At 62.3% G+C, this 19809-nt stretch carries 22 protein-coding genes; 13 read left to right on the forward strand and 9 right to left on the reverse strand.

Annotated elements, in window-relative coordinates:
• Positions 1-8: 8 nt before the first annotated feature.
• From ACQ4WZ_RS07900 to ACQ4WZ_RS07910, 3 genes are all read right to left on the reverse strand, one after another.
• Positions 9-1517, reverse strand: a complete 1509-nt coding sequence (locus tag ACQ4WZ_RS07900; RefSeq protein ID WP_436573032.1) for a DUF4331 domain-containing protein — start codon at positions 1515-1517, stop codon at positions 9-11.
• 131 nt (positions 1518-1648) lie between these two features.
• Positions 1649-2296 carry an NrsF family protein gene (locus ACQ4WZ_RS07905; RefSeq protein WP_436573033.1) on the reverse strand — a complete coding sequence of 216 codons (648 nt, stop codon included), beginning with the start codon at positions 2294-2296 and terminating at the stop codon, positions 1649-1651.
• Complete coding sequence (locus ACQ4WZ_RS07910) at positions 2293-2883, reverse strand: sigma-70 family RNA polymerase sigma factor (protein WP_101481479.1); 591 nt, start codon at positions 2881-2883, stop codon at positions 2293-2295. Before ACQ4WZ_RS07910 ends, ACQ4WZ_RS07905 begins: the two co-directional genes overlap by 4 nt.
• A gap of 140 nt (positions 2884-3023) precedes the next feature.
• Here ACQ4WZ_RS07910 and ACQ4WZ_RS07915 point away from each other — a divergent pair, with 140 nt between their 5' ends.
• The 4 genes from ACQ4WZ_RS07915 (at position 3024) to ACQ4WZ_RS07930 (ending at position 5688) form a co-directional block, all read left to right on the forward strand.
• On the forward strand, positions 3024-3830 hold the full coding sequence (locus ACQ4WZ_RS07915) for a DUF1223 domain-containing protein (protein ID WP_436573034.1): 807 nt from the start codon (positions 3024-3026) through the stop codon (positions 3828-3830).
• A complete protein-coding gene (locus tag ACQ4WZ_RS07920; RefSeq protein ID WP_436573035.1) occupies positions 3830-4435 on the forward strand; it encodes a cytochrome b/b6 domain-containing protein in 606 nt (201 codons plus the stop codon). The genes ACQ4WZ_RS07915 and ACQ4WZ_RS07920 overlap by 1 nt, the downstream gene beginning before the upstream one ends.
• Before the next feature lie 4 nt (positions 4436-4439).
• Complete coding sequence (locus ACQ4WZ_RS07925; protein ID WP_436573036.1) at positions 4440-5216, forward strand: molybdopterin-dependent oxidoreductase; 777 nt, start codon at positions 4440-4442, stop codon at positions 5214-5216.
• Between the two features lie 184 nt (positions 5217-5400).
• Positions 5401-5688, forward strand: coding sequence for a pentapeptide MXKDX repeat protein (locus tag ACQ4WZ_RS07930; protein WP_436573037.1), 288 nt, complete (start codon positions 5401-5403; stop codon positions 5686-5688).
• 33 nt (positions 5689-5721) lie between these two features.
• On the opposite strand, the gene ACQ4WZ_RS07935 is transcribed toward ACQ4WZ_RS07930, so the two are convergent.
• Positions 5722-6501, reverse strand: a complete 780-nt coding sequence (locus ACQ4WZ_RS07935; protein ID WP_101481475.1) for an EAL domain-containing protein — start codon at positions 6499-6501, stop codon at positions 5722-5724.
• Between the two features lie 523 nt (positions 6502-7024).
• Between ACQ4WZ_RS07935 and ACQ4WZ_RS07940 the strand changes: the two genes are divergently transcribed.
• From ACQ4WZ_RS07940 to ACQ4WZ_RS07960, 5 genes are all read left to right on the forward strand, one after another.
• Positions 7025-8050 (forward strand): ice-binding family protein, encoded by a 1026-nt coding sequence (locus ACQ4WZ_RS07940; protein WP_436573038.1) that lies wholly within the window; start codon positions 7025-7027, stop codon positions 8048-8050.
• A 78-nt stretch (positions 8051-8128) separates the two neighbouring features.
• Positions 8129-9349 (forward strand): MFS transporter, encoded by a 1221-nt coding sequence (locus tag ACQ4WZ_RS07945; protein WP_436573039.1) that lies wholly within the window; start codon positions 8129-8131, stop codon positions 9347-9349.
• A 13-nt stretch (positions 9350-9362) separates the two neighbouring features.
• A complete protein-coding gene (locus ACQ4WZ_RS07950) occupies positions 9363-9734 on the forward strand; it encodes a DUF5071 domain-containing protein (protein WP_101481473.1) in 372 nt (123 codons plus the stop codon).
• A 203-nt stretch (positions 9735-9937) separates the two neighbouring features.
• Positions 9938-10768, forward strand: coding sequence for a hypothetical protein (locus tag ACQ4WZ_RS07955; protein ID WP_436573040.1), 831 nt, complete (start codon positions 9938-9940; stop codon positions 10766-10768).
• A 102-nt stretch (positions 10769-10870) separates the two neighbouring features.
• Positions 10871-11590: a CatA-like O-acetyltransferase gene (locus tag ACQ4WZ_RS07960; protein ID WP_436573041.1), complete on the forward strand. Its 720-nt coding sequence runs from the start codon at positions 10871-10873 to the stop codon at positions 11588-11590.
• Here the strand turns inward: ACQ4WZ_RS07960 and ACQ4WZ_RS07965 are convergent.
• Entirely contained in the window at positions 11587-12360 is a 774-nt protein-coding gene (locus ACQ4WZ_RS07965) for an AraC family transcriptional regulator (protein WP_436573042.1), read from the reverse strand. The two genes, ACQ4WZ_RS07960 and ACQ4WZ_RS07965, sit on opposite strands and share 4 nt — an antisense overlap.
• 85 nt (positions 12361-12445) lie before the next feature.
• On the opposite strand from ACQ4WZ_RS07965, the gene ACQ4WZ_RS07970 reads away from it, so the two are divergent.
• Entirely contained in the window at positions 12446-13213 is a 768-nt protein-coding gene (locus ACQ4WZ_RS07970) for an alpha/beta fold hydrolase (protein ID WP_436573043.1), read from the forward strand.
• On the opposite strand, the gene ACQ4WZ_RS07975 is transcribed toward ACQ4WZ_RS07970, so the two are convergent.
• Together ACQ4WZ_RS07975 and ACQ4WZ_RS07980 are read right to left on the reverse strand one after the other, a co-directional pair.
• Positions 13214-13855, reverse strand: a complete 642-nt coding sequence (locus ACQ4WZ_RS07975) for a LysE family translocator (protein WP_101481470.1) — start codon at positions 13853-13855, stop codon at positions 13214-13216. It abuts the gene before it with no gap.
• 106 nt (positions 13856-13961) lie between these two features.
• Entirely contained in the window at positions 13962-15044 is a 1083-nt protein-coding gene (locus ACQ4WZ_RS07980; RefSeq protein ID WP_436573044.1) for a YeiH family protein, read from the reverse strand.
• A 118-nt stretch (positions 15045-15162) separates the two neighbouring features.
• Between ACQ4WZ_RS07980 and ACQ4WZ_RS07985 the strand changes: the two genes are divergently transcribed.
• Entirely contained in the window at positions 15163-16065 is a 903-nt protein-coding gene (locus ACQ4WZ_RS07985) for a LysR family transcriptional regulator (protein WP_436573045.1), read from the forward strand.
• Between the two features lie 12 nt (positions 16066-16077).
• On the opposite strand, the gene ACQ4WZ_RS07990 is transcribed toward ACQ4WZ_RS07985, so the two are convergent.
• Complete coding sequence (locus ACQ4WZ_RS07990; protein WP_436573046.1) at positions 16078-17166, reverse strand: flavodoxin family protein; 1089 nt, start codon at positions 17164-17166, stop codon at positions 16078-16080.
• A gap of 117 nt (positions 17167-17283) precedes the next feature.
• On the opposite strand from ACQ4WZ_RS07990, the gene ACQ4WZ_RS07995 reads away from it, so the two are divergent.
• Positions 17284-17856 carry a helix-turn-helix domain-containing protein gene (locus ACQ4WZ_RS07995; RefSeq protein WP_436573047.1) on the forward strand — a complete coding sequence of 191 codons (573 nt, stop codon included), beginning with the start codon at positions 17284-17286 and terminating at the stop codon, positions 17854-17856.
• A gap of 7 nt (positions 17857-17863) precedes the next feature.
• Positions 17864-18388: a GNAT family N-acetyltransferase gene (locus ACQ4WZ_RS08000; RefSeq protein WP_436573048.1), complete on the forward strand. Its 525-nt coding sequence runs from the start codon at positions 17864-17866 to the stop codon at positions 18386-18388.
• A 21-nt stretch (positions 18389-18409) separates the two neighbouring features.
• Here the strand turns inward: ACQ4WZ_RS08000 and ACQ4WZ_RS08005 are convergent, their stop codons facing one another.
• On the reverse strand, positions 18410-19795 hold the full coding sequence (locus tag ACQ4WZ_RS08005; protein ID WP_436573049.1) for a methyl-accepting chemotaxis protein: 1386 nt from the start codon (positions 19793-19795) through the stop codon (positions 18410-18412).
• Positions 19796-19809 lie beyond the last annotated feature (14 nt).

The following is a 19809-nucleotide window of genomic DNA, read 5'->3' on the forward strand; positions in this document are numbered from 1 at the left end:
TGGTTGGCTTACAGCTGCGGCGAACCGGCCATGGGTGTTTTCAGGTAAGGAAAACCTGCCGTGAAGGAAGTTTCATCGAGGAAAGCGCCGTCCGTGAAGTGCAGGCCGCCGGCGGGGGCGTCACTTGGCGCGCAGCCGATGTTCAAGGTGCACAGCTTGCCCATGGCCACGCGCAGCACCACGTCGACGACGTCGTCGCCGGGACGGCGGCCGTTCGGGAAGCCCGCGTTATCGCCGCCGATGACGCCGAGGCGGTTTTGCGCACCGACATTGGTGGCCGCGATCGAGGTGTTCAGGCGCAGCATTTCTGATGCCGTCACGGTGACTGGCTGGTTCACGCCCTTGATGCCCGTCAAAAAGGTGGCTACCAGGTCGTTGCGGGGGAAGTTGGTGGGCGCCTTGGCGCCTGCCGAGCCGAACAGCACTTCCACCAGCGCTGGCGCCGTCGGGTTGGTGACATAGTCGGCAAATTGCGCATCGCCCGAGGGCTTGCTGGCGTTGAAGCGGTCCTTGTCCTTCAGGCCGATGACCAGTTCATTTACCAGCGGCATGCCCAGACGCGACACTTGCACCCACGCGCCGCCTTCCTTCGATGCCGCAGTGCTGCCCGGCGCCGGGTTCAGCAAACGGCCCTGGCGCAGGCTGGCCGTGGTCCAGCCGCCGATGACGGGGTCGCTGCCCGCCGTCAGGCAGGCGGTCGGCACTTCCATCTCGATAGCCGTGACGTTTTTCCGGGCCAGGTCATCCTTGGCGGCCGACTCAGCATTCGCGGCAAACTCCGTGGCGGGTGCCTTGATATTGATCAAGTCGAACGTTTCGCCCAGGTTCACCACGAAGGGGTCCTTGCGCTGGCCGACGAACATGCGCGCCGGCGTGGCGCAGCCGGGAATGTTGACGGCATATACATGCTGCGCGGCATACGCGGCATAGTTGGGGATGGACTTGGTGCCGATGTAGTCGACTGGTTTATCGAAGGTCGTGCCGCCGCCCGTGGCATTGGTCACGCTGCTGCGCGTTCCCGTGCGGCGGTCGCCCCGCACTACTGTCACGCTGTAGGTTTCGCGCACGTTCAGGCCGGCCGGGTTGACGCTATCGATGGCGCCGCCATTGATGACGAGCGGAATCGAGACTTTCTTGCCGCCCACGGTGAACTGGCCATCCTTGATGGTGTTGGTGAAGCGGAACTGGAAGGTGAGGTCTTCCTTGCCGTCGCCATTGTTGTCGATATGGATTTCGTACAGGGCGTTGGGATCCATGGCGAAGTAGTTGGGGCCGCCGTAGGCGTCTTGCAGGGGAATATAATCGGCCACCAGGGTGGTGTAGGCGCCGCGGCCCGTTTCATAGCTGCGGAACATATAGAAGTCGGTGGCGTCGACTTTGGGGTTTTGCGTGATGAATGGCGCTTCGCGGTGGCTGGAAGCGTAGGCCGTTGGCACGATGGCCAACGTAAAAGACACGGCGAGCAGGTTGCCCAGGAGTGCGGCGCCCAGTGCGGTTTTCGAGTGTGACAATGACATTTCGATTCTCCCGATTTTTGTTAGCGTTGACAGGCAGGTCCAAGAAACTGCAGGCTGCCAAACTTATACGAACGGGGAAAAAAAACGGATTCAACTTTTTGTCAACGTGTGCAGCTGAACTTGCCGGCCCCTTACCAGGCCAGCACTTTGGGGCCGATGGCCGCGCCGATGGCGGTTGGCACCAGCATGCCCAGTACGTACCAGAAGCCGACGAAGCTGGCCGCCAGTTCGGGGCAGTGCAGGCAATAGACGAGCGCCGCCATGGCGCCGGCGGCAAAACCGGCAGCCGCGCCGGCCAGGCGCAGGTGCGTGGGCGCCAGCTGGCGCATCAGGCGCAGGACGGCGGCCAAGATGGGCAGCGAGAGCAGCGCGATCAGCAAGGGGCAGCTGCGCCAGGTGGCGCCCCAGAACAGTTCGGCGCGTTGGTCGGCTGGGGCTTCCTGCATGATGATGGCGCCCAGCGCCCACATCAGCAGCAGGGGCATGGCGATCAGCAGCGGCAGGGCGCGTGTGTTGGCGCCCGGCACGCACAGGCGGCGGCTGACGTGCCAGGCAGCCAGGCTGAGGCACACGACAAAGCCCACCTTGATCCAGAAGTCGGGCAGCAGTGCCAGCTGCTCCAGGTTGGGACGCACGCCCAGCAGCATGGCCGTCAAGGCGACGCTGGCCAGCAGGCCGGCGCCCAAGGTGGACGCGGCGCGCCAGTGCGTGCCCGGGGGCGCTGCGGCGGCTACGTCCGGGCCGCTGGCCAGCATGGCGATCAAGTCATCGGTTTTCATGATGCGCTTCCTTCTATCCTTAAATTGGCTGCCAGTGCCTTCAAGCCGCGATGCACGGCCACCTTGACGCTGGCTTCCGAAATGTCCATGGCGGCAGCCGTGTCGCGCACGGACCAGCCGTCGAGCTTGGTATGCACGATGGCGCAGCGCTGCTGCGCCGGCAGGGTGGCCAGCAGCTTGCCCAGGTCGCGGCTGGCCTCGGCCGCCTCGGCATCGGCGCTGGAAAACATTTCCTGCGCACTGTCTTCTTCGTCATACGGCAAGTGCTGCGCCTCGCGCCGCCCATGCCGGCGCAGCCAGTCGATCAATTTGTAGCGTGCGATCGCATGGATCCACGACGTCAGCGGCACACCCGTGTCATACGTCAGCCGCTGGTTGTGGATGGCCAGCAAACATTCCTGCACCAGGTCTTCCACTTCGTCAGGCCAGCGCTGCAGGCGGCGCCGGAAAAACGCACGCAAATGGGCGCTGCTTGCCTGCAAGAAACTGCGGTAGGCCTGCGCATCGCCATCGAGCCCGCGCAGCATCAAGCCATGCAGCCGCAATTCCGTGCCGTGCAGATGCTCGCTAACAGGTATTCGTTGCATGCAGGCCTTTGGTGACAGGCGTTGAAAAATAAATCTAACAACAAATTCAAAAATAATTGAAGGTGGCTGTAACCAATCCGGCCATCGCGGCGAATTGACAAGCAAGCACGTTTCTTCATTCACTATAACGGGTAGTCATCATGCATATCAAGCACCGCCTTGCCGCCAGCCTCGTTCCGCTCTGTCTGTGGGCCGCGACGGCACCCGCTTACGCGCAGATGGCGGCCGGCCAGCGCTGCGCCGTGCAAAGCGGACCGCAAACAGCGGCGCTGGTGGAACTGTACAGCAGCGAAGGCTGCTCCAGCTGCCCGCCCGCCGACCAGCGCCTGAACGCCTTGCGCAAGGAAGCGGGGACGGCCAGCCTGGTCGTGCCGCTGGCGCTGCACGTCACCTACTGGGACCAGATCGGCTGGACGGACCCGCTGGCGCAGGCGCAATTCGATGCGCGCCAGGCCGAGCTGCTGCGCCACCAGCCGCGCCATGTGGCTTACACGCCCCAGTTTTTCGTGGGCGGCACAGAGTTGCGCAGCTGGGATACGCAGTTGCCGGCCGCCATACGCCGCATCAACGCAACCGCCGCGCCCGTCAACATCAGCCTGTCCGCCACGCCAGGGCAGGGTGGGAAATTACTGCTGGAAGCGAATGCCAGTGCGCCAGACCCGCTGACCAGCGGCCAGCTCTACCTGGCCATCAGCGAAAGCGGCATCGTGTCAACTGTGCTGCGCGGCGAAAACCGCGGCGCCACCCTGCATCACGACGCGGCCGTGCGCCTGTGGCTGGGGCCAGTTGCGCTGGAGCAAGGCCGCGCCCAACTGCGCCGCGAAGTCAAGCTGCCCGCCAACTGGCGCCCCGAACACCTGCAAGTGGTCGCCTTCGTGCAGCGGGCCGACAGCAGCGCCATCCTGCAAGCCGTCAGCACGGCGCCATGCGCCAAGGGAGTACTGTGATGCATACGCAGACTGATTCCAACGCCGTGATCCACCCCGCCTGGCTGCGCCTGACGCACTGGCTCAATGCCGTCGCCGTGGTGGTGCTGACCACCAGCGGCTGGCGCATCTACAATGCTGCGCCATTTTTCCCGTTCGAGCTGCCGCGCGCCCTGACCCTGGGCGGCTGGCTGGGCGGCGCCCTGCAATGGCATTTTGCCGCCATGTGGCTGCTGGTGGCCAATGGCTTGCTCTATCTGATCATTAATATGGTATCGGGACGGCTGCGGCGCCAGTTCTTTCCCCTGTCGCCGCGCCTGCTGCTGGCCGATTTCGTCGCCGCGCTGAAAGGCAAGCTGGCCCATGCAGACCCGCGCCACTACAACATGGTGCAGCGCGCCGCCTATCTGTTCGTCATGCTGGACTGCATCGTGCTGGTGCTGTCCGGCCTGGTGCTGTGGAAATCCGTGCAGTTCCCCCTCTTGCGCGAGTTGCTGGGTGGCTACGAGAGCGCGCGCCGCGTGCATTTCATCGCCATGGCGCTGCTGGTGGGCTTTGTCGGCGTCCACTTGCTGATGGTGGCGCTGGTACCGCGCACCCTGGTCGCCATGCTGCGCGGCCGCTAAGGAGATGATCATGAAAAAAACCATCCTCGTGCAAGAGCAGGGCCAGGCCATGCTGGCCGACGCCCTGCGCCAGATCAAGCAGCCATCACGGCGCCTGTTCCTGCAGCGCAGCCTGACCCTGGGCGGCCTGTCGCTGCTGACCGGTTGCAACGCCAGCGACCCGTCCAGCATCGAGACAGCCTTGACGGCGGTCTCGCGCTTCAACGACCGGGTGCAGGGCTGGCTCTTCGACCCGAACAAACTGGCGCCGACTTATCCCGAATCCATGATCACCCGGCCGTTTCCCTTCAACGCGTATTACGGTGAAGACGAAGTGGAAGAGGTCGATGGCGACGCCTGGCGTCTGGAATTGAGCGGCTTGATCGCCGACAAGAAACCGTGGAGCTTGCCGCAGCTGCGTGCTTTGCCGCAGGAAACCCAAATCACGCGCCACATCTGCGTGGAAGGCTGGAGCGCCATCGGTAAATGGGGCGGGGTGCCGTTTTCCCATTTTCTGAAACGGGTCGGCGCCGACACGACGGCCAAATACATCGGCTTCAAGTGCGCCGACGATTACTTCACCAGCATCGACATGGCCACGGCCCTGCATCCGCAAACCATCATGGCCTTGACGTATGACGGTCAGGAATTGTCGCCCAAGTACGGCTATCCGATGAAACTGCGCATGCCCACCAAGCTGGGCTACAAGAATCCCAAGCACATCCAGGCCATCTTCGTGACGAATACGTATCCGGGAGGGTACTGGGAAAACCAGGGATATAACTGGTTCGGCGGTTCTTAGGAAGACGGCAAAGGCGGCCATGTTGCATTGCCTTGTCGTACTAATCGTACTGCCTGCGGCAATGCGCCTGGCCCTGACCCCTCCCGGCCTTCCTATTATTTAGCAGCAAGCAGCACCCTGTAGCACAGCAACAGCTTTACCACCGGGCAATCTCGCCCATCCAACACTGAGACAAGGACTTATCATGAAAACCACCATCACCGCCATTATCGCTTCCGCCATCCTCATGTCGGGCGCCGCCTTCGCCCAGGATGCCATGAAGAAAGACCCGATGGCCAAGGACGCTTCGACCGACGCCATGCACAAGGATGCGATGGACAAGGATGGCATGCACAAGCCGATGGCCAAGAAACACATGAAGAAGGATCACATGGCCAAGGATGGTATGGCAAAAGATGCCATGGCGAAAGATGGCATGAAAAAGGACGAGATGAAAAAGGATGAGATGAAAAAGGATGCGATGGGCAAGTAAGGCTGAAGCAGATCAAGGCGTGGTGACTGCCTGTCACCACGCTGCGGGATTGATCACGCCGATGGCCATCAATGCCGGCTTGCAAAATAGATATCCCTGCATCAGGTCGATGCCCATCTCCTTCAGGCAATCGCGTTCGGCGGCCGTTTCGATACCCTCCGCCAGAACGGTAATGTGGAGTTCCTTGCAAATGGCCGTGATGCCCTTGACGATCGCCTGCTTGGGTGCGCTTGCCTCGATACCGCGCACCAGTTCCATGTCGATCTTGATGATGTGCGGCTGATACTCCGCCAGCAGGGTCAGTCCCGCGTAGCCGGCGCCGAAATCGTCGATGGCCGTCTGAAAGCCGAAGCGGCGGTACTCATGGAAGATGTTGACGAGGTGGGGCCGGTCGCGCACTTCTTCGCCTTCGGTTACCTCGAAGATGATGCGGCGGATGGGGAAGTCGTATTCGCGCGCCGCGGCTAAAGTGGCCTGGATGCAAGCTTCGGGACGGTACACGGCATTCGGCAGAAAATTGATGGACAGATATTCCTGGATGCCCAACCGGGCCGCGCCCTCGATGGCGCGCACGCGGCAGGCCTGGTCGAACATATAGCGGTTTTCGTCATTGACCTGGGACAAGACCGAATAAGCCGATTCGCCGTTGGGGCCGCGCACCAGTGCTTCATGGCCAAAGATCGAGCGGGTGGACAGTTCGACGATCGGTTGATAGGCAAACGTGAAGTCGAAGTCCAGTGGCTCGTTGTCCCGGCACTTGCTGCAGCCTGCTTTTTTCCCGGCCTGGCCCGAGGTGTCGCTGGATGACGTCATGGTCGCGCTTGCCTCTGATGAAGAATATACAAGTTGTACACAGTCCTTATACCACGGTCCTGTGCCAGTAGCGCTATATTTATGTCCCGTCAAGACAGGGGAAGGCTGCGCCAGGACGGGTAAATGAGACAGAAAATAATACAAATTGCCTCATAGTAATAATTGATTGGCTAATCGCCGACAGGCGCTGTATTATTTCCATTAAGCAATTTACCAGTTCCGATGCGTCACGTCGTCACCGTGACCCGCCCATCGGAATAGCTGACCGCCCGCCGCCCATCCCCCGCGGTATTTCCCCGCCTACCGGCCCTTGCGCGCAGTCGTACTGGTTTGCTGCATTCGACGATATCGTTTCAGGTGTTTCACCTCTGCTGCCTGCTGCTAGTCGCGAAACGACCATTCATTCTCAAGTTGGCCATGATGGCCGGGGATACGCTGCGCGCTTTTTTCGTGGTGCTTCCTGTAGCCGTCCCGGCATTCGCACGTGACTCCATTCATGCGCAAGCTGCGCAAAAAGAAATCCATGAAATTGCCTCCATCAACACTGGCGCTGCTCGTTACGCTGGCATGCACCGCCGCGCAAGTCCACGCCGAAGGCGTGCCCCTGTTTGGCCAGTCGCTGTCAGGCACCTCCGTGTTTGCCCTAACCTATGCGACGACCGGCGCCAACTCGACCGTCACAGGCGATATCGTCTCGGGCGATGTCGCCACCATGGGCGCCGCGTCGTTGCTCAGCGGTAATCTGCAGTCCCTGGGCGCGGCCACCATCGGTGCCAATGCCGTCGTGAGCGGCAATATGGTCAGTGGCGGCGCCGCCACCGTCGGCGCCAATGCCACTGTTGCCGGCAAGGTGGCGGCGCTGGGAGCCATCACCTTGTCCGCCAGTAGCACCACCCATGGCGCAGATACGCTTTCCGCGCTGCCGACGAACGTGCAGAGCAATGCGCAGCAGATCGGCGCCGCGCAGGCCGCACTGAAGAACATGGGGCAGGGGACCGCCCTGGGCACGACCATGACGCTCGATACCACGCTGTACCCGGGCGTGTTTACGGCTGCCAATCTGTCGACCACGGCCGGCATCACGCTGACCCTGGACGGACAGAACCGGCCCAATCAATCCTGGGTGTTCAATATCGACGATTACCTGGTCACTGGAGCGGCTATGAAAATTGTCTTGATCAATGCCGATGCCAGCAATAGCGTCATCTGGAACAGTGGCGGCTACACGAGCCTGGGGGCCAGCGGGGAGTTCATCGGCACCATCCTGGCAAAGGATTACGTCAGCGTAGGCGCGGGCACCAGCGTCACTGGCGTGGGAAGCGCATGCGGCGGGCTCTATTCCGCCACCTCGTATGTGTCGACGGGCGACGGCGCGCGCATCGGCGGCAGCGGCTGCAGCGGCATAGGCAGCGGTTTCGATATCTTGGACGGTACCGCTGTTCGCAGCATCGACATATCGCCAGTGCCGGAACCATCCACCTACGCCATGCTGGTGGCCGGACTTGCCCTGCTTGGCCTGATGCGGCAGCGCAAGCAGGCTCGCCTGTAAGGGGACGCAAGGCGACCAAGATGCCAGTTTGCAATTTGTAGTAAGCTGGTCGCCTCCTGATTTCCTGCATGCACAGTCATGACCGAACGATCCGCCGCCGCGCTGTCCCCCGAAGCAAATCCCTCCGACAAATCGATCCGCCGCCGCTCGCTGTTTGCCGCCTGCAGCGCGCATGCCGTGCATGATGGCTTGACGGACGTGATCTATGTGCTCCTGCCCATCTGGCAGGCGCAGTTTGCCATCAGCTACGCCATGGTAGGCCTCTTGCGGGGCTCGTACTCGGGCATGATGGCCGGTTTCCAGTTGCTGGCCAGCCGCATGGCCAGGCGCTGGGGGCGCGAACGCCTGCTGGTGGGCGGCACCGCGCTGGCCGGCATCGCTTACCTGATCGCCGGGCAGGCGGGCGGCTTGGCCGTGCTGCTGTTCGCCTTGCTGCTGGGCGGACTGGGCGCCAGCACCCAGCATCCGCTGGCCTCGTCCATCGTCACCGACACGCACGAGGCGGGCGGCGGCGTGAAGGAGGCGCTGTCGCACTACAACTTTGCCGGCGATATCGGCAAGACCCTGATTCCCGCGCTGGTGGGCTTGCTGTTGCTGGTGTGCAGCTGGCAAGCCAGCGTTTCGCTGCTTGGCTTGCTGGGCCTGGCGGCGGCCGGCTTGCTGTGGTGGCTATTGCCGAAACCGGGCGAGCTTCAGGCGGGCGCGAAGAAGCCCGGCAAGAGCATCGTGGGCAGCGGCTCGAAGGCGAGCTTTCGAGCGCTGCTGGCCACCGGTACCCTGGACAGCGCCGTGCGCATGGGTTTTCTCACCTTCTTGCCATTCTTACTGAAAAGCAAGGGTGCGGGCACGGCCGGCATCGGCGTGGCGCTATCGCTGCTGTTCGTGGGCGGCGCCTTCGGCAAGCTGCTGTGCGGCTATCTGGGCGCGCGCATCGGCATGATGAAGACAGTATGGCTGACGGAATCGATGACGTCCGTGCTCATCGTCGCGGCACTGTGGCTGCCGCTGGCCGGCGTCATGGCCATGCTGCCCTTGCTTGGATTGGCGCTGAACGGCACCTCGTCCGTGCTGTATGGCGCGGTGCCGGAACTGGCCGAGCCTGGCAAGCGCGAGCATGCGTTCGCCCTGTTCTACACGGGCAGCATCGGCGGTGGCGCGCTGTCGCCCGTGCTGTTCGGCACGCTGAGCGACCATAGCAGCGTGAACACAGCCTTGCTGGCGCTGGCGGGCGTTTTGCTGCTGACCTTGCCGCTGGCGTGGAAGGTGCAGCGGGGCCTGTCACACGGTGGCGCCACATGACAGGAGGCCTTGCATGAGGCTGCCATTGCCGCGCGACAAACACGATACGCAGCATGCGCAAGCGCTCATCGCCTTGAGCTGGGAGGAGCTCCGCCCCGCCATGCCGCAGATACTGGAATGGGTTCAAGATGCCAATTGGCCAGTGGCCGCCGTGCTCCTGCCTTATCTGGCTGGTATCGGTCCACGCCTCGCCCCCTATATAAAAACGGTGCTCGCCAGTGATGACGAACAATGGAAGTATTTTGTTCTGCTGGGTATCGTGCGCCATTCCCCGAAGCTGGCATTCGAATTAGGCGGGGAATTGAACCGATTGGCGCATGCGCCAACAATTGGAGAGCTGGAAGAAGGCGTGGCCGAGGTAGCTCGGGAAATGTTGGGACATTAGATAATAACCGTGCGCGACCGGCATCCGGTATTGGCATTGAGCGCATCAATATTGAATGTGCGTGCGTGTGGCCATTCCTGCGGCAGATGGGGGACAATCCGGTCCGAATTATGTCGACATCCGGGTTTTGAAGCCCCCCTATCATTTAACAGGAAGATTACATGGGTAATTTTAGTATCCCGCAAACCAATAAAGCACTCGCCGTGTATTTTCATGGCAAGACAGTGCCTATGCTCTTTGCGGTATTTGCGGCCATATTGGCGGCAGTGGCGGGATTCGTGCTGTATTTAAGCACGATCCTGCCGCAGAAAACGCTGACGGAATCTTCGGCCATGGCACTGAGAAATGGCGCCAAGCTGGGCACGCACAGCAATCTGACTATTCTTTATGGCACAGCGGCTTTTCTATTGCTGATCGCACTGCTGGTACTGGTGATGCGTGCGGTAATGCTCAAGCGGCAAAAGAGCCGTTTTGAATTGCATGAAGACGGGGTGGTGCATGAATCGGGTGGCATCCGCAGCTACGCTGCATTTGCCGATATCGAGGACCTGTATCTATTCGCCGCCGGCTCCACCGCCATGTCAGGCTTGATCAATAACTTTGCCTATCGCACGGGCGCCGACCAGCCCTGGATACTGGCTACCGCAGAACTCAAGCGTTTTGGCGATTTCATGGACGAGTTTCGTTCCCGCTATGTCTTGCACCGCATGCCCGTATTAAAGCAGAAGATTGCAGACGGCGAACGCGTGAACTTCCATTACATCAGTAGCGGTAACGTGTACAAGAAACGTTTGCTCGGTAATTTCCTGAATTTCAAGACACAAGTAGTGGCATTGTCTGCCCAGGGTTTGCATGTGGATGGCGTGACCTTTCCTGGCGCCAGCCTGAAATGCATGAATCTGAGTGACTGGACCGAGAAAGTGACGATCAAGGATGCGGCGGGCGCCACGGTGTTTTCGTGCATTGGCACGGGTATTCTGAGTTTCGATCTGTTCGCCAATATGCTGGACGACGAGATTAATCAGGCCGCGTAAAAATCCGGCGAAAATATGCCTCCCGATACAGGGAGGCTTGCGACCGGGCTATCCCGGTCGGCAGTCAACGTCAGATAAAAGTGAAAACACATTGACTGTGGAATGACGAATATCAAAAAACATTTCATGCGCCTATGGCATGACTTGCCCGCCAGCACCCCCATCGTCTACACTCGCCGCATGAAAAATTTTGAAAAGCGGCGCGACCGCTATGACTTGTTCCGGGCATTTGACAATCCCCTCGTCAACATCAACTTCCAGCTCGACGTGCCGGACTTCCGGCCCTGGTGCAAGGAACGGAAAATCCCCGTGTTCCACTTCTTCCTGTTTTGCCTGCTCAATACGGTGAGGGAGATCGACAATTTCATGTACCGCATCTACCAGAGCGAGGTGATCAAGATCGACGATTTCCCCGCTTCCTACACCGTCATCAACGGCGACGAGAACCTCAACTACACGCGTTTCACGATGACGGACCGGCTCGATCTATTCATCGAACGCAGCCTGGAAGCCAAGCGCATCGCCGAAGCCAGTGCCGCGCTGATCAACACGGGCGAGGGAGAGACAGAGCGCGAGCAACGCAACAATATTTTCATCACCTGCCTGCCATGGCTGGAGCTGGCGGCCATCGAACACCCCATCTACCGCCACTGCGATGCCGATATCCCGACCTTTACCTGGGGCAAGTTCGGTCCCACGCAGGGGGATGGCCGCATGCGGGTGCCGTTTTCCGCGCAGGCCCACCACGGCTTTGTCGACGGCTACCATGTGCAGAAACTGGCGCTGGCGCTGGACCAGCGCATCGCCGCCATCATTGCCTAGTCCAGCGTAACTTGACTTAAATACGCGCTGGGCGCCTGGCCCAGCACGCGGCGGAAGGCGGCCGTGAAGGCGCTGGGGCTGGCATAACCGAGGTCCAGCGCGACCCTGGTGACGGCTTGCCCTTCGGCCAGCCGCGTGATGGCCGCCAGCAAACACGCTTGCTGGCGCCATTGAGCAAAGGCCAGCCCCGTCTGGGCGCGGAACTGCCGCGTAAAGGTGCGCCGGCTCATGCCCGCCTGCGCCGCCATCGCATCCAGGCTGCTGTCCAGGGTTGGTTGCCGGAGCAATTCCATGCACAGCCGCGCCAGCCGGGGTTGCTGCGGCAGGGGAGCGCTCAGGGGCAGGGGCCTGGCTGCGGCAATCTCATCGAGCAACAAGCCCATCAATCGTCCGTCGCGCGATTCTTCCGCATACAGGGTCTCCACCGTCACTGCCTCGGCCAGCAACTGGCGCAGCAGCGGCGAAGCGTCCAATACCTGGCAATCGAGTGGCAAGCCCATCCTTGCGATGGCGGCCTCGTCAACGAATATATTGTGCATGGTCACGGCGCCATGCATGCGCATGCCGTGGATGAGCCTGGCCGGGACCCAGCAGGCGCGCTGCGGGGGCACCAGCCAGTTGCCTTGCGGCGTATGTACGCTGATGACGCCCCGCGCCGCATAGGCGAATTGGCCGCGCGCATGGCTGTGGCTGGGAAACATCTCATCGGGCGCATGGTCGCGCGCCGTGGCGATCAATGGGCGGGGCACTTCCGTATAAAAATCATCCATGGCCCATACTCTACAGTATTTGACCTGACATCGAAGGCGGGCCGCTTGATCTCCGCTTACCATCCACTCTTTTTCAGGAGTGTATATGCACAATAGCTATCATCGCGTGGGTCATGGCGCTCACGCCGTCATCGTCCTGCACGGCTGGTTTGGCGACGCGCACGCGTTTGCACCGATGGAGGTGGCCCTCGATGGTGACGCTTTCAGCTATGTCTTCATGGATTGCCGCGGCTATGGCGGCATGCGCGGCGCGGCGGGCGAGTATTCGTTGGACGAGGTCGCCCGCGACGCGCTGGCGCTGGCCGATGCGCTGGGTTTTGCCACGTTCAGCGTGGTGGGTCATTCGATGGGCGGCATGGCGCTGGAACGGCTGGCCTTGCTGGAGCCCATGCGCTTGCGCAAACTGGTGGCCGTGGCGCCCGTACCCAGCTGCGGCGTGGCACTGGACGGGGCGGCGCGGCAACTGTTTCTGGATGCCAGCGGCGATCGTCAGGCGCGGCGCGCCATCATCGCCCGCAGCACGGGCGGGCGCCTGTCCGCCTCCTGGCTGGACTGGAAGGCGCAGTATTCGTGGGAAAGCTCGGATCCAGCCGCGTTCGCGGCCTACTTCCTCGCGTGGAGCGGCTCCGATTTCAGTGGCGAAGTGAGGCGGGCGGCGGCGCCGCTGCCCTTGCTGGCGCTGGTGGGAGAGCACGATCCCCGCTTCGATGCGACCCTGATGCGCCGCACGTATCTGGCGTGGTACCCGCGGGCCAGGCTGGAAGTGCTGGCCAATGCGGGACACTATCCGATGAATGAAGCGCCGCTGGCCCTGGCGGCCAGCATCGAGGCGTTTTTGACGGAAAAGGACTAGTTACGCGGTCTTGGCGCGCAGGCGCAACAGGCTCAGGCCCAACAGCACGAAGGCGCCGCCCGAAATGCGGTTGAACAGCTTGGCGCGTCCCGGCGTCGCCAGCTGGGTTTTCAGCAGGCGCGCCAGGTTGGCGTAGAACAAGTGGGCCAGCATGGCGCAGGCGACAAACGACGTTGTCAGCACGGTGAACTGGATGGCCACGGGTTCGCCCGGCGTGATGAATTGCGGGAACAGGGCCGAAAAGAACAGGATGGCCTTGGGATTGGTCAGCGCCACCGTCAAGCCCTGGCGGAAGAGTTTCCAGAACGAATTAGGATTGGCCGCGCCAAGCGCCACGGGCGCATCGGCCACGATGCTGGTCTTGCTGCGCCATTGCTTGATGCCCAGGTACACCAGATACAGGGCACCAGCCAGTTTCAGCAGCATGAAGGCCGTCGCCGAGGTCGCCAGCACGACGCCCATGCCGGCCATGGCTACGCCGGAAATGATGAACAAGCCAAAACCATTGCCCATGCTGCTGATCATCGCGCGGCGCGGGCCGACGGCGATGGCATTCGAGATGGCCAGCAGAACAGCCGGGCCGGGAGAAAACGTGACGAGCAGGGCGACGCTGCAGAAAAGCAGCCAGTTCGAGATATGCATGGGTGTTCCTGGGTGGGGCCGAAGCGGGATTGAAAGTCAAAACACGCTTATTGTACGAAGTTTTCGACTCCCGTGTCAGCGGCCCTCGCTTGAATTTGGCGCAACTTCAGGCAAACAGGCTGGCGACCATGTGGTTGATGGCGGCGCCACCGGCGATCAGCCAGCAGAACAGCAGGCCGGCCAGCAGCAGGGGTTTGATGCCGGCGCGGCGGATGGCCGACATATGTGTCGTCAAGCCCAGGACCGCCATGGCCATGGCCAGCAGGGCCGTGTCGAACTCGGTGATGGCCGCTACTGTAGTTGCTGGCAACAGGCCCAGGGAATTGAAGGCCACTGCGGCAATAAAAATGAAGGCGAACCAGGGGATGGCCAGCTTGGCCGCCTTGTCATGGCCGCCGTTACCACCTTGGGCCTTGCCGCGCGCCAGCACCGCCGACAGGATGACGAGGAAGGGCGCCAGCATCATCACGCGCACCATCTTGGCGATCACGGCCGCGTTCGCCGCCTCTTGCCCGATCGACTTGCCGGCCGCCACCACTTGCGCCACTTCATGCACGGTCGAGCCGATGTACACGCCAAAGGCCGTAGGCGTGGCCGCCAGCACATGCCAGCCCTGATTCAACTGGTACAGCAAGGGGTATAAAAAGATGGCGATAGTGCCGAACACCACGACGGTGGAGACGGCCACGGTGACATCCTCGCTGCGCCCCTTGACGACGGGTTCCGTGGCCATCACGGCCGCCGCGCCGCAGATCGAGCTGCCTGCGCCGATCAGAATGGCGCTGTTGCGCTCCAGCTTGAACACCTTGATGCCGAGGAACATGGCCAGGCCAAACGTGGATGCCAGCACCAGCGCGTCGATGGCGATGCCGGCCAGGCCCACTTGCCCGATATCCTGGAAGGTCAAACGAAAGCCGTAGAGGATGATGCCAAGACGTAATAAAGTCTGCTTGGAAAAGGCCACGCCCGCGCCGCAGCTGGGCGCCAGGCGGCCATACACGCTGTTGCCCAGCACAATGCCCAGCATGATGGCAAGGGTCAGGGCGCTCATGCCGTGGTTTTGCATCCATTCCAGCTTGCCCAGTTGAATGGCGCCCCAGGCGATCACGCCGCTCAGCAGCAGGCCCGGCAAAAGGCGGCCGTAGCGGTCGCTGAAACTTGTTGTATTCGTCGTTGATAGAGATGACATGCCGTACTCCATGGTTCTGTGTTCGTATGGCATGACTGTACAGCGCGTCGATTAAATGGTAAAACGGATTGTTTTTGTATATTTAACCTGAAAAATAGGTAAATTGGAGGAGTAGTGCATGGCGTTAACCTTGCGGCAACTGCAGATTTTCCTGGCTGTGGCGGACACGGGCAGCACCAGCGCGGCCGGCGACCTGATTGCCCTATCGCAATCGGCCACCAGCGCCTCCTTGAATGAGCTGGAAACCTTGCTGGGGGCGCAGTTGTTCGACAGGGTGGGCAAGCGATTGCTGCTCAATGACAATGGCCGTCTGCTGTTGCCGCAGGCGCGGCAGATGCGCGACGGGGCCGCCAGTATCGAGCGCCAGTTCGCGGGCGCCGACCCGTCCGTGCCCGTCAGCCTGCAAATCGGCGCCAGCACCACCATCGGCATCTATCTGTTGCCGCAGATCCTGGCCCAGGCGGCGCAGCAGTACGGACCCAGCATCCCGCAAGTGACGATTGCCAACACGGCCGATATCGCCGCTGCCGTGGCCGCCTTCCAGGTCGATATCGGCCTGATCGAAGGACCTTGCCACGAAGCGGGCTTGCTGGTGGAGCCATGGCTGACGGACCAGATGCTGATCGTGGCCGCGCCCACGCATCCGCTGGCGCAGTTGCGCCATTTGCTCAGCTTTGCGGAATTGAACCAGGCGGGCTGGCTGCTGCGCGAAGCGGGCTCGGGCACGCGCGAAGCGGTGGAGCAGGCGCTGGTGCCGTACCTGCACTATCTGCGCGCTGCGGGCGAGTTCAGCAATTCGGAAGCCATCAAGTATGGCGCTGCGGCGGGGCTGGGTATCGCCTGCCTGTCCAGGGTGGTGGTGGCCGATCTGCTGGCCAGCGGGCAATTGGTGGAACTGGAAACCATGCTGCCGCCCCTGGAGCGCAACTTTTATCTGATACGCCAGTCTAAAAAAATACTCTCGCCCCGCTTGCGCGGTTTCCTGGAACTGTGCCGCCACGCCTCGCGCATGGCGGGTTAGGTACGCAAGGTATCATTTTGGCCGCGGAGCTTGTAATGCCGCATCGGGCGGCGCCAGCGTGCCTGCGCGCAGCCGCTTGACGGCGTCGGCCACGGCGCGCGCCACGTTGCGCACTTCTTCCTGCATATCGGTATCGCGGTCCAGCGTCTCATGGCTTTGCGCATAAGTGTCGTAATAGCCGATGTAGCGGTCCAGCCGTGATTTCGCGCCCGCATCGACCAGGCCCATCCAGTCCAGCCAGTCCGACAGGCCCCGCCGGACCCCTTCGATGCCGGCCACGTCGCCATGCACGACGAGGCCATACGCGCGCCCGGCCAGGTGTTTCGGGTAATTCCAGCCTTGCAATTCCAGGGCCTTCGCTTCCACGGCTTTCTTGCCGTGCGTGGACGTGGGGTCCGGGTTGCCGCCATCGGCGCAGACGAGCCGGTCTATCATCAGTTTCAGCACGCCGGGCGTCTGGTACCAGTACACGGGCGTGAGGATGATGACGGCGTGCGCGGCCGTCCAGCGCTCGTATATTTCTGCCATCCAGTCATTCGTCTGGCGTTCTCCATGGTTCGGATAGCAGCTGCATGGCCAGTGGCACAGGGGCATGGCCGTCGAGACACAGCCCTTGCATGGATGAATGTGCAAATCATACGCGGAGGTCAGCAAACTCAGGTCCAGCACGTCCGCTTCAATGGCGTCCGCCTGCAGCACTTCCTTGGCCCATTGCGTCATGCGCCAGGTCTTCGATATTTCGCCAGGGCAAGAACCGTCATTGCGTGCCGCGCCGCAGATCAGCAGCACGCGCGACGGCGTGGCGGGATCTTTCTGGCGCGCCTCGGCGGCCAGCAGGCGGTCGCGCGTGGCGAGCCATTCCACGGATAAATCGTAGTCGGGGTCGGCAAAGCCCGGTCCGGCCTTCTGCGTGACGGGCGCCTTGCGGCCATCCTGATAATTCTTCCACGCCACATCTTCCACTTGCACCAGGGCGTCGCGTACGGCGTCAAACGTGGGGTCGGCAAACGAGCGGATAAATTGCAAATGAAATTCGACCCTGCCCAGTGGCGCGGGCGCCTGGCCTTGGCGCGGCTCGGGAGTGGGGGGAGTGGCGGACATGGCTTCTCCTTGAAGTGGTGGCGCCATGGTGCCTGGAGTCCGGGTGTGGGTCTGTGCGTTGAGCAACTCTGCGACGATTGCTTGCCAAATTCCCGTTTTAGGGATAAATTCCCATATATGGAAAATACAGAATTGACTGATAACGATACGCAACAGCGCCTGGCGGCGCGTTTAAAGCAGTTGCGCGTGGAGCGGGGCTGGTCGCTGGACCAGCTGGCCAGTGCCAGCCAGGTCAGCCGCGCTACCCTGTCGCGCCTGGAAAATGGCGAAGTCAGCCCGACCACGGCTGTGCTGGGTAAGCTGTGCGCCGCGTATGGCCTGGCCATGTCGCGCCTGTTGCGCATGGTGGAAGACGATTTCGTGCCCGTCCTGCGGCGCACCCAGCAGGGCGTGTGGACGGATCCGGACACGGGTTTTATCCGCCGTTCCATCTCGCCGCCGTCGCGCGCGCTGGCTGGCGAAGCGCTCGAATGCGAACTGGGCGCGGGCGTCACGATCGCCTATGCCGCCTCGCCCCGGCCCGGTATGGAGCACCATCTATTGCTGCAAGAGGGCAAGCTGAACGTCACCGTCGACGGCCGCTCGCACGATTTGATGGCCGGCGATTGCCTGCGCTACCAGCTGCACGGCGCCAGCGCGTTTACGACGCCGCCAGACAGCGGCGCCCGCTATTTTCTCTTTCTTGTCTGAGGCTACCATGTCTATATCGCTACGCCACTTTTCGTCCACCGATATTCTCGTCCGCCTGCCGGAACTGGGCGCCTTGCTGCAAGACTGCGTGCACGATGGCGCCAGCATCGGTTTCATCCTGCCCTTCGACGCGTCGGCCAGCCAGGCGTTTTGGACGGACAATGTGCTGCCCGCCGTGGCGCGCGGCGTGCGCCTGCTGCTGGTGGCCGAAGTCGATGGTCGGGTGGCCGGCGCCGTGCAGCTCGACTGGGACACCAATCCCAACCAGGCGCATCGGGCCGAAGTGCGCAAGCTGCTGGTCGCGCCAGCTTACCGCCGCCTCGGCCTCGCGCGCCAGTTGATGCTGGCGCTGGAAGAGCAGGCGCGCCTCTTGCCGCGCAGCCTGCTGACCCTGGACACGCGCAGCGGCGACCATGCCGAACCGTTATATTTGTCGCTCGGTTACGTGGTGGCCGGCAGCATCCCCGCCTATGCGCTGGCGCCTGCAGGCGACCGGCTGGACGCCACGACCATCATGTACAAGCAGCTATAGCGGGGAACTCAGGCGGGGAACTCAGGCTTTCAGGCGCGCTCTAACGGCAGGGGCGCGTAAGCGTGTCAGGGCGGGTGCCTCCTTGTCATGCGTCGCGACAAGGCTGATGGCCCGCGCCGCGTGCGGGGGCGCCACCTCCGTTCCCAAGGTGAAGATGCCCACCGTGCCCGATAGCTGCTGGGCGCGCTGCTGCATGCTGGCGGCCGCTACCGACGCCTGATCCACCAGGGCGGCGTTTTGCTGCGTCACATGCTCCATCTGCACGATGGCGGCATTGACTTGTTCGATACCGGACAATTGCTCGCCGCTGGCCATGCTGATTTCGCCCATGATGTCCGTCACGCGGTGCACGCTGGCAACGATTTCGCGCATGGTGGCGCCTGCCGTGTCGACCAGGCGCGCGCCCGCGTCGATCCGCTCGACGGAGTCGCCGATCAATTGCTTGATTTCCCGCGCCGCCCCGGCCGAACGCTGGGCGAGGGTGCGCACTTCGGCGGCCACGACGGCAAAGCCGCGTCCCTGGTCGCCTGCGCGCGCCGCTTCCACAGCCGCATTCAGGGCCAGGATATTCGTCTGGAAGGCGATAGCGTCGATGACGCCGATGATATCAACGATCTTTTTCGACGATGCATTGATCGAGCTCATGGTGTCGACCACTTCTGCCACCACCTTGCCACCCTTGCCGGCCACATCGGCGGCCGATAGCGCCAACTGGTTGGCTTGCCGCGCATTGTCCGCATTTTGCTTGACGGTGCCCGTCAGTGCCTCCATGGAGACGGCCGTCTGCTCCAGCGAACTGGCTTGCGCCTGCGTGCGCTGCGACAAGTCCAGGTTGCCGGCAGCAATCTCTCCCGAGGCACCCGCGATGTCCTGCGTGCCGCCGCGCACGTCACCCACGATATGGATCAAGCTGGCATTCATGTCTTTCAGTGCCTGCAGCAACTGGCCAACCTCATCGCCGGATTCCACACGGATATTGCCGCTCAGGTCGCCGCCGGCCACCTTGCGCGCCACCTTGACGGCGTGCCGCAGGGGCCGCACGATGCCGCTGCTGATGAACCAGGCCGTGGCCAGGCTGAGCACGCCGCCGATCAGGCCCAGCGCGATGATCAGCACGCTGGTATTGTGCGCGCGGGCGATGGCCGCCTCGGCCGCCGCGCGCATCTGCGCCGATTGCGTGGCGATCTGCTGGTCGATGTCGCGCAGGGCGGGCTGCTCCTGCGTGCTGTTGCGTGTGGCCTGCAATTGCGCGATGCGCGCATAGCGCTGGTTCACGCTGCTGTCGATTTCCCCGCTCACCGTAGCAAGTTGCCACGTGCTGATGCTGACGACCACCGCCAGCAACAGCGATGCCAGCAAAAAACCCGTGGTCAGGCGTACACCGATGCGTATGTTAGAAATATTCATGTCCCCTCAACTGT

This window comes from Janthinobacterium darwini (genome assembly GCF_051380905.1).
Lineage (GTDB): Bacteria > Pseudomonadota > Gammaproteobacteria > Burkholderiales > Burkholderiaceae_D > Janthinobacterium.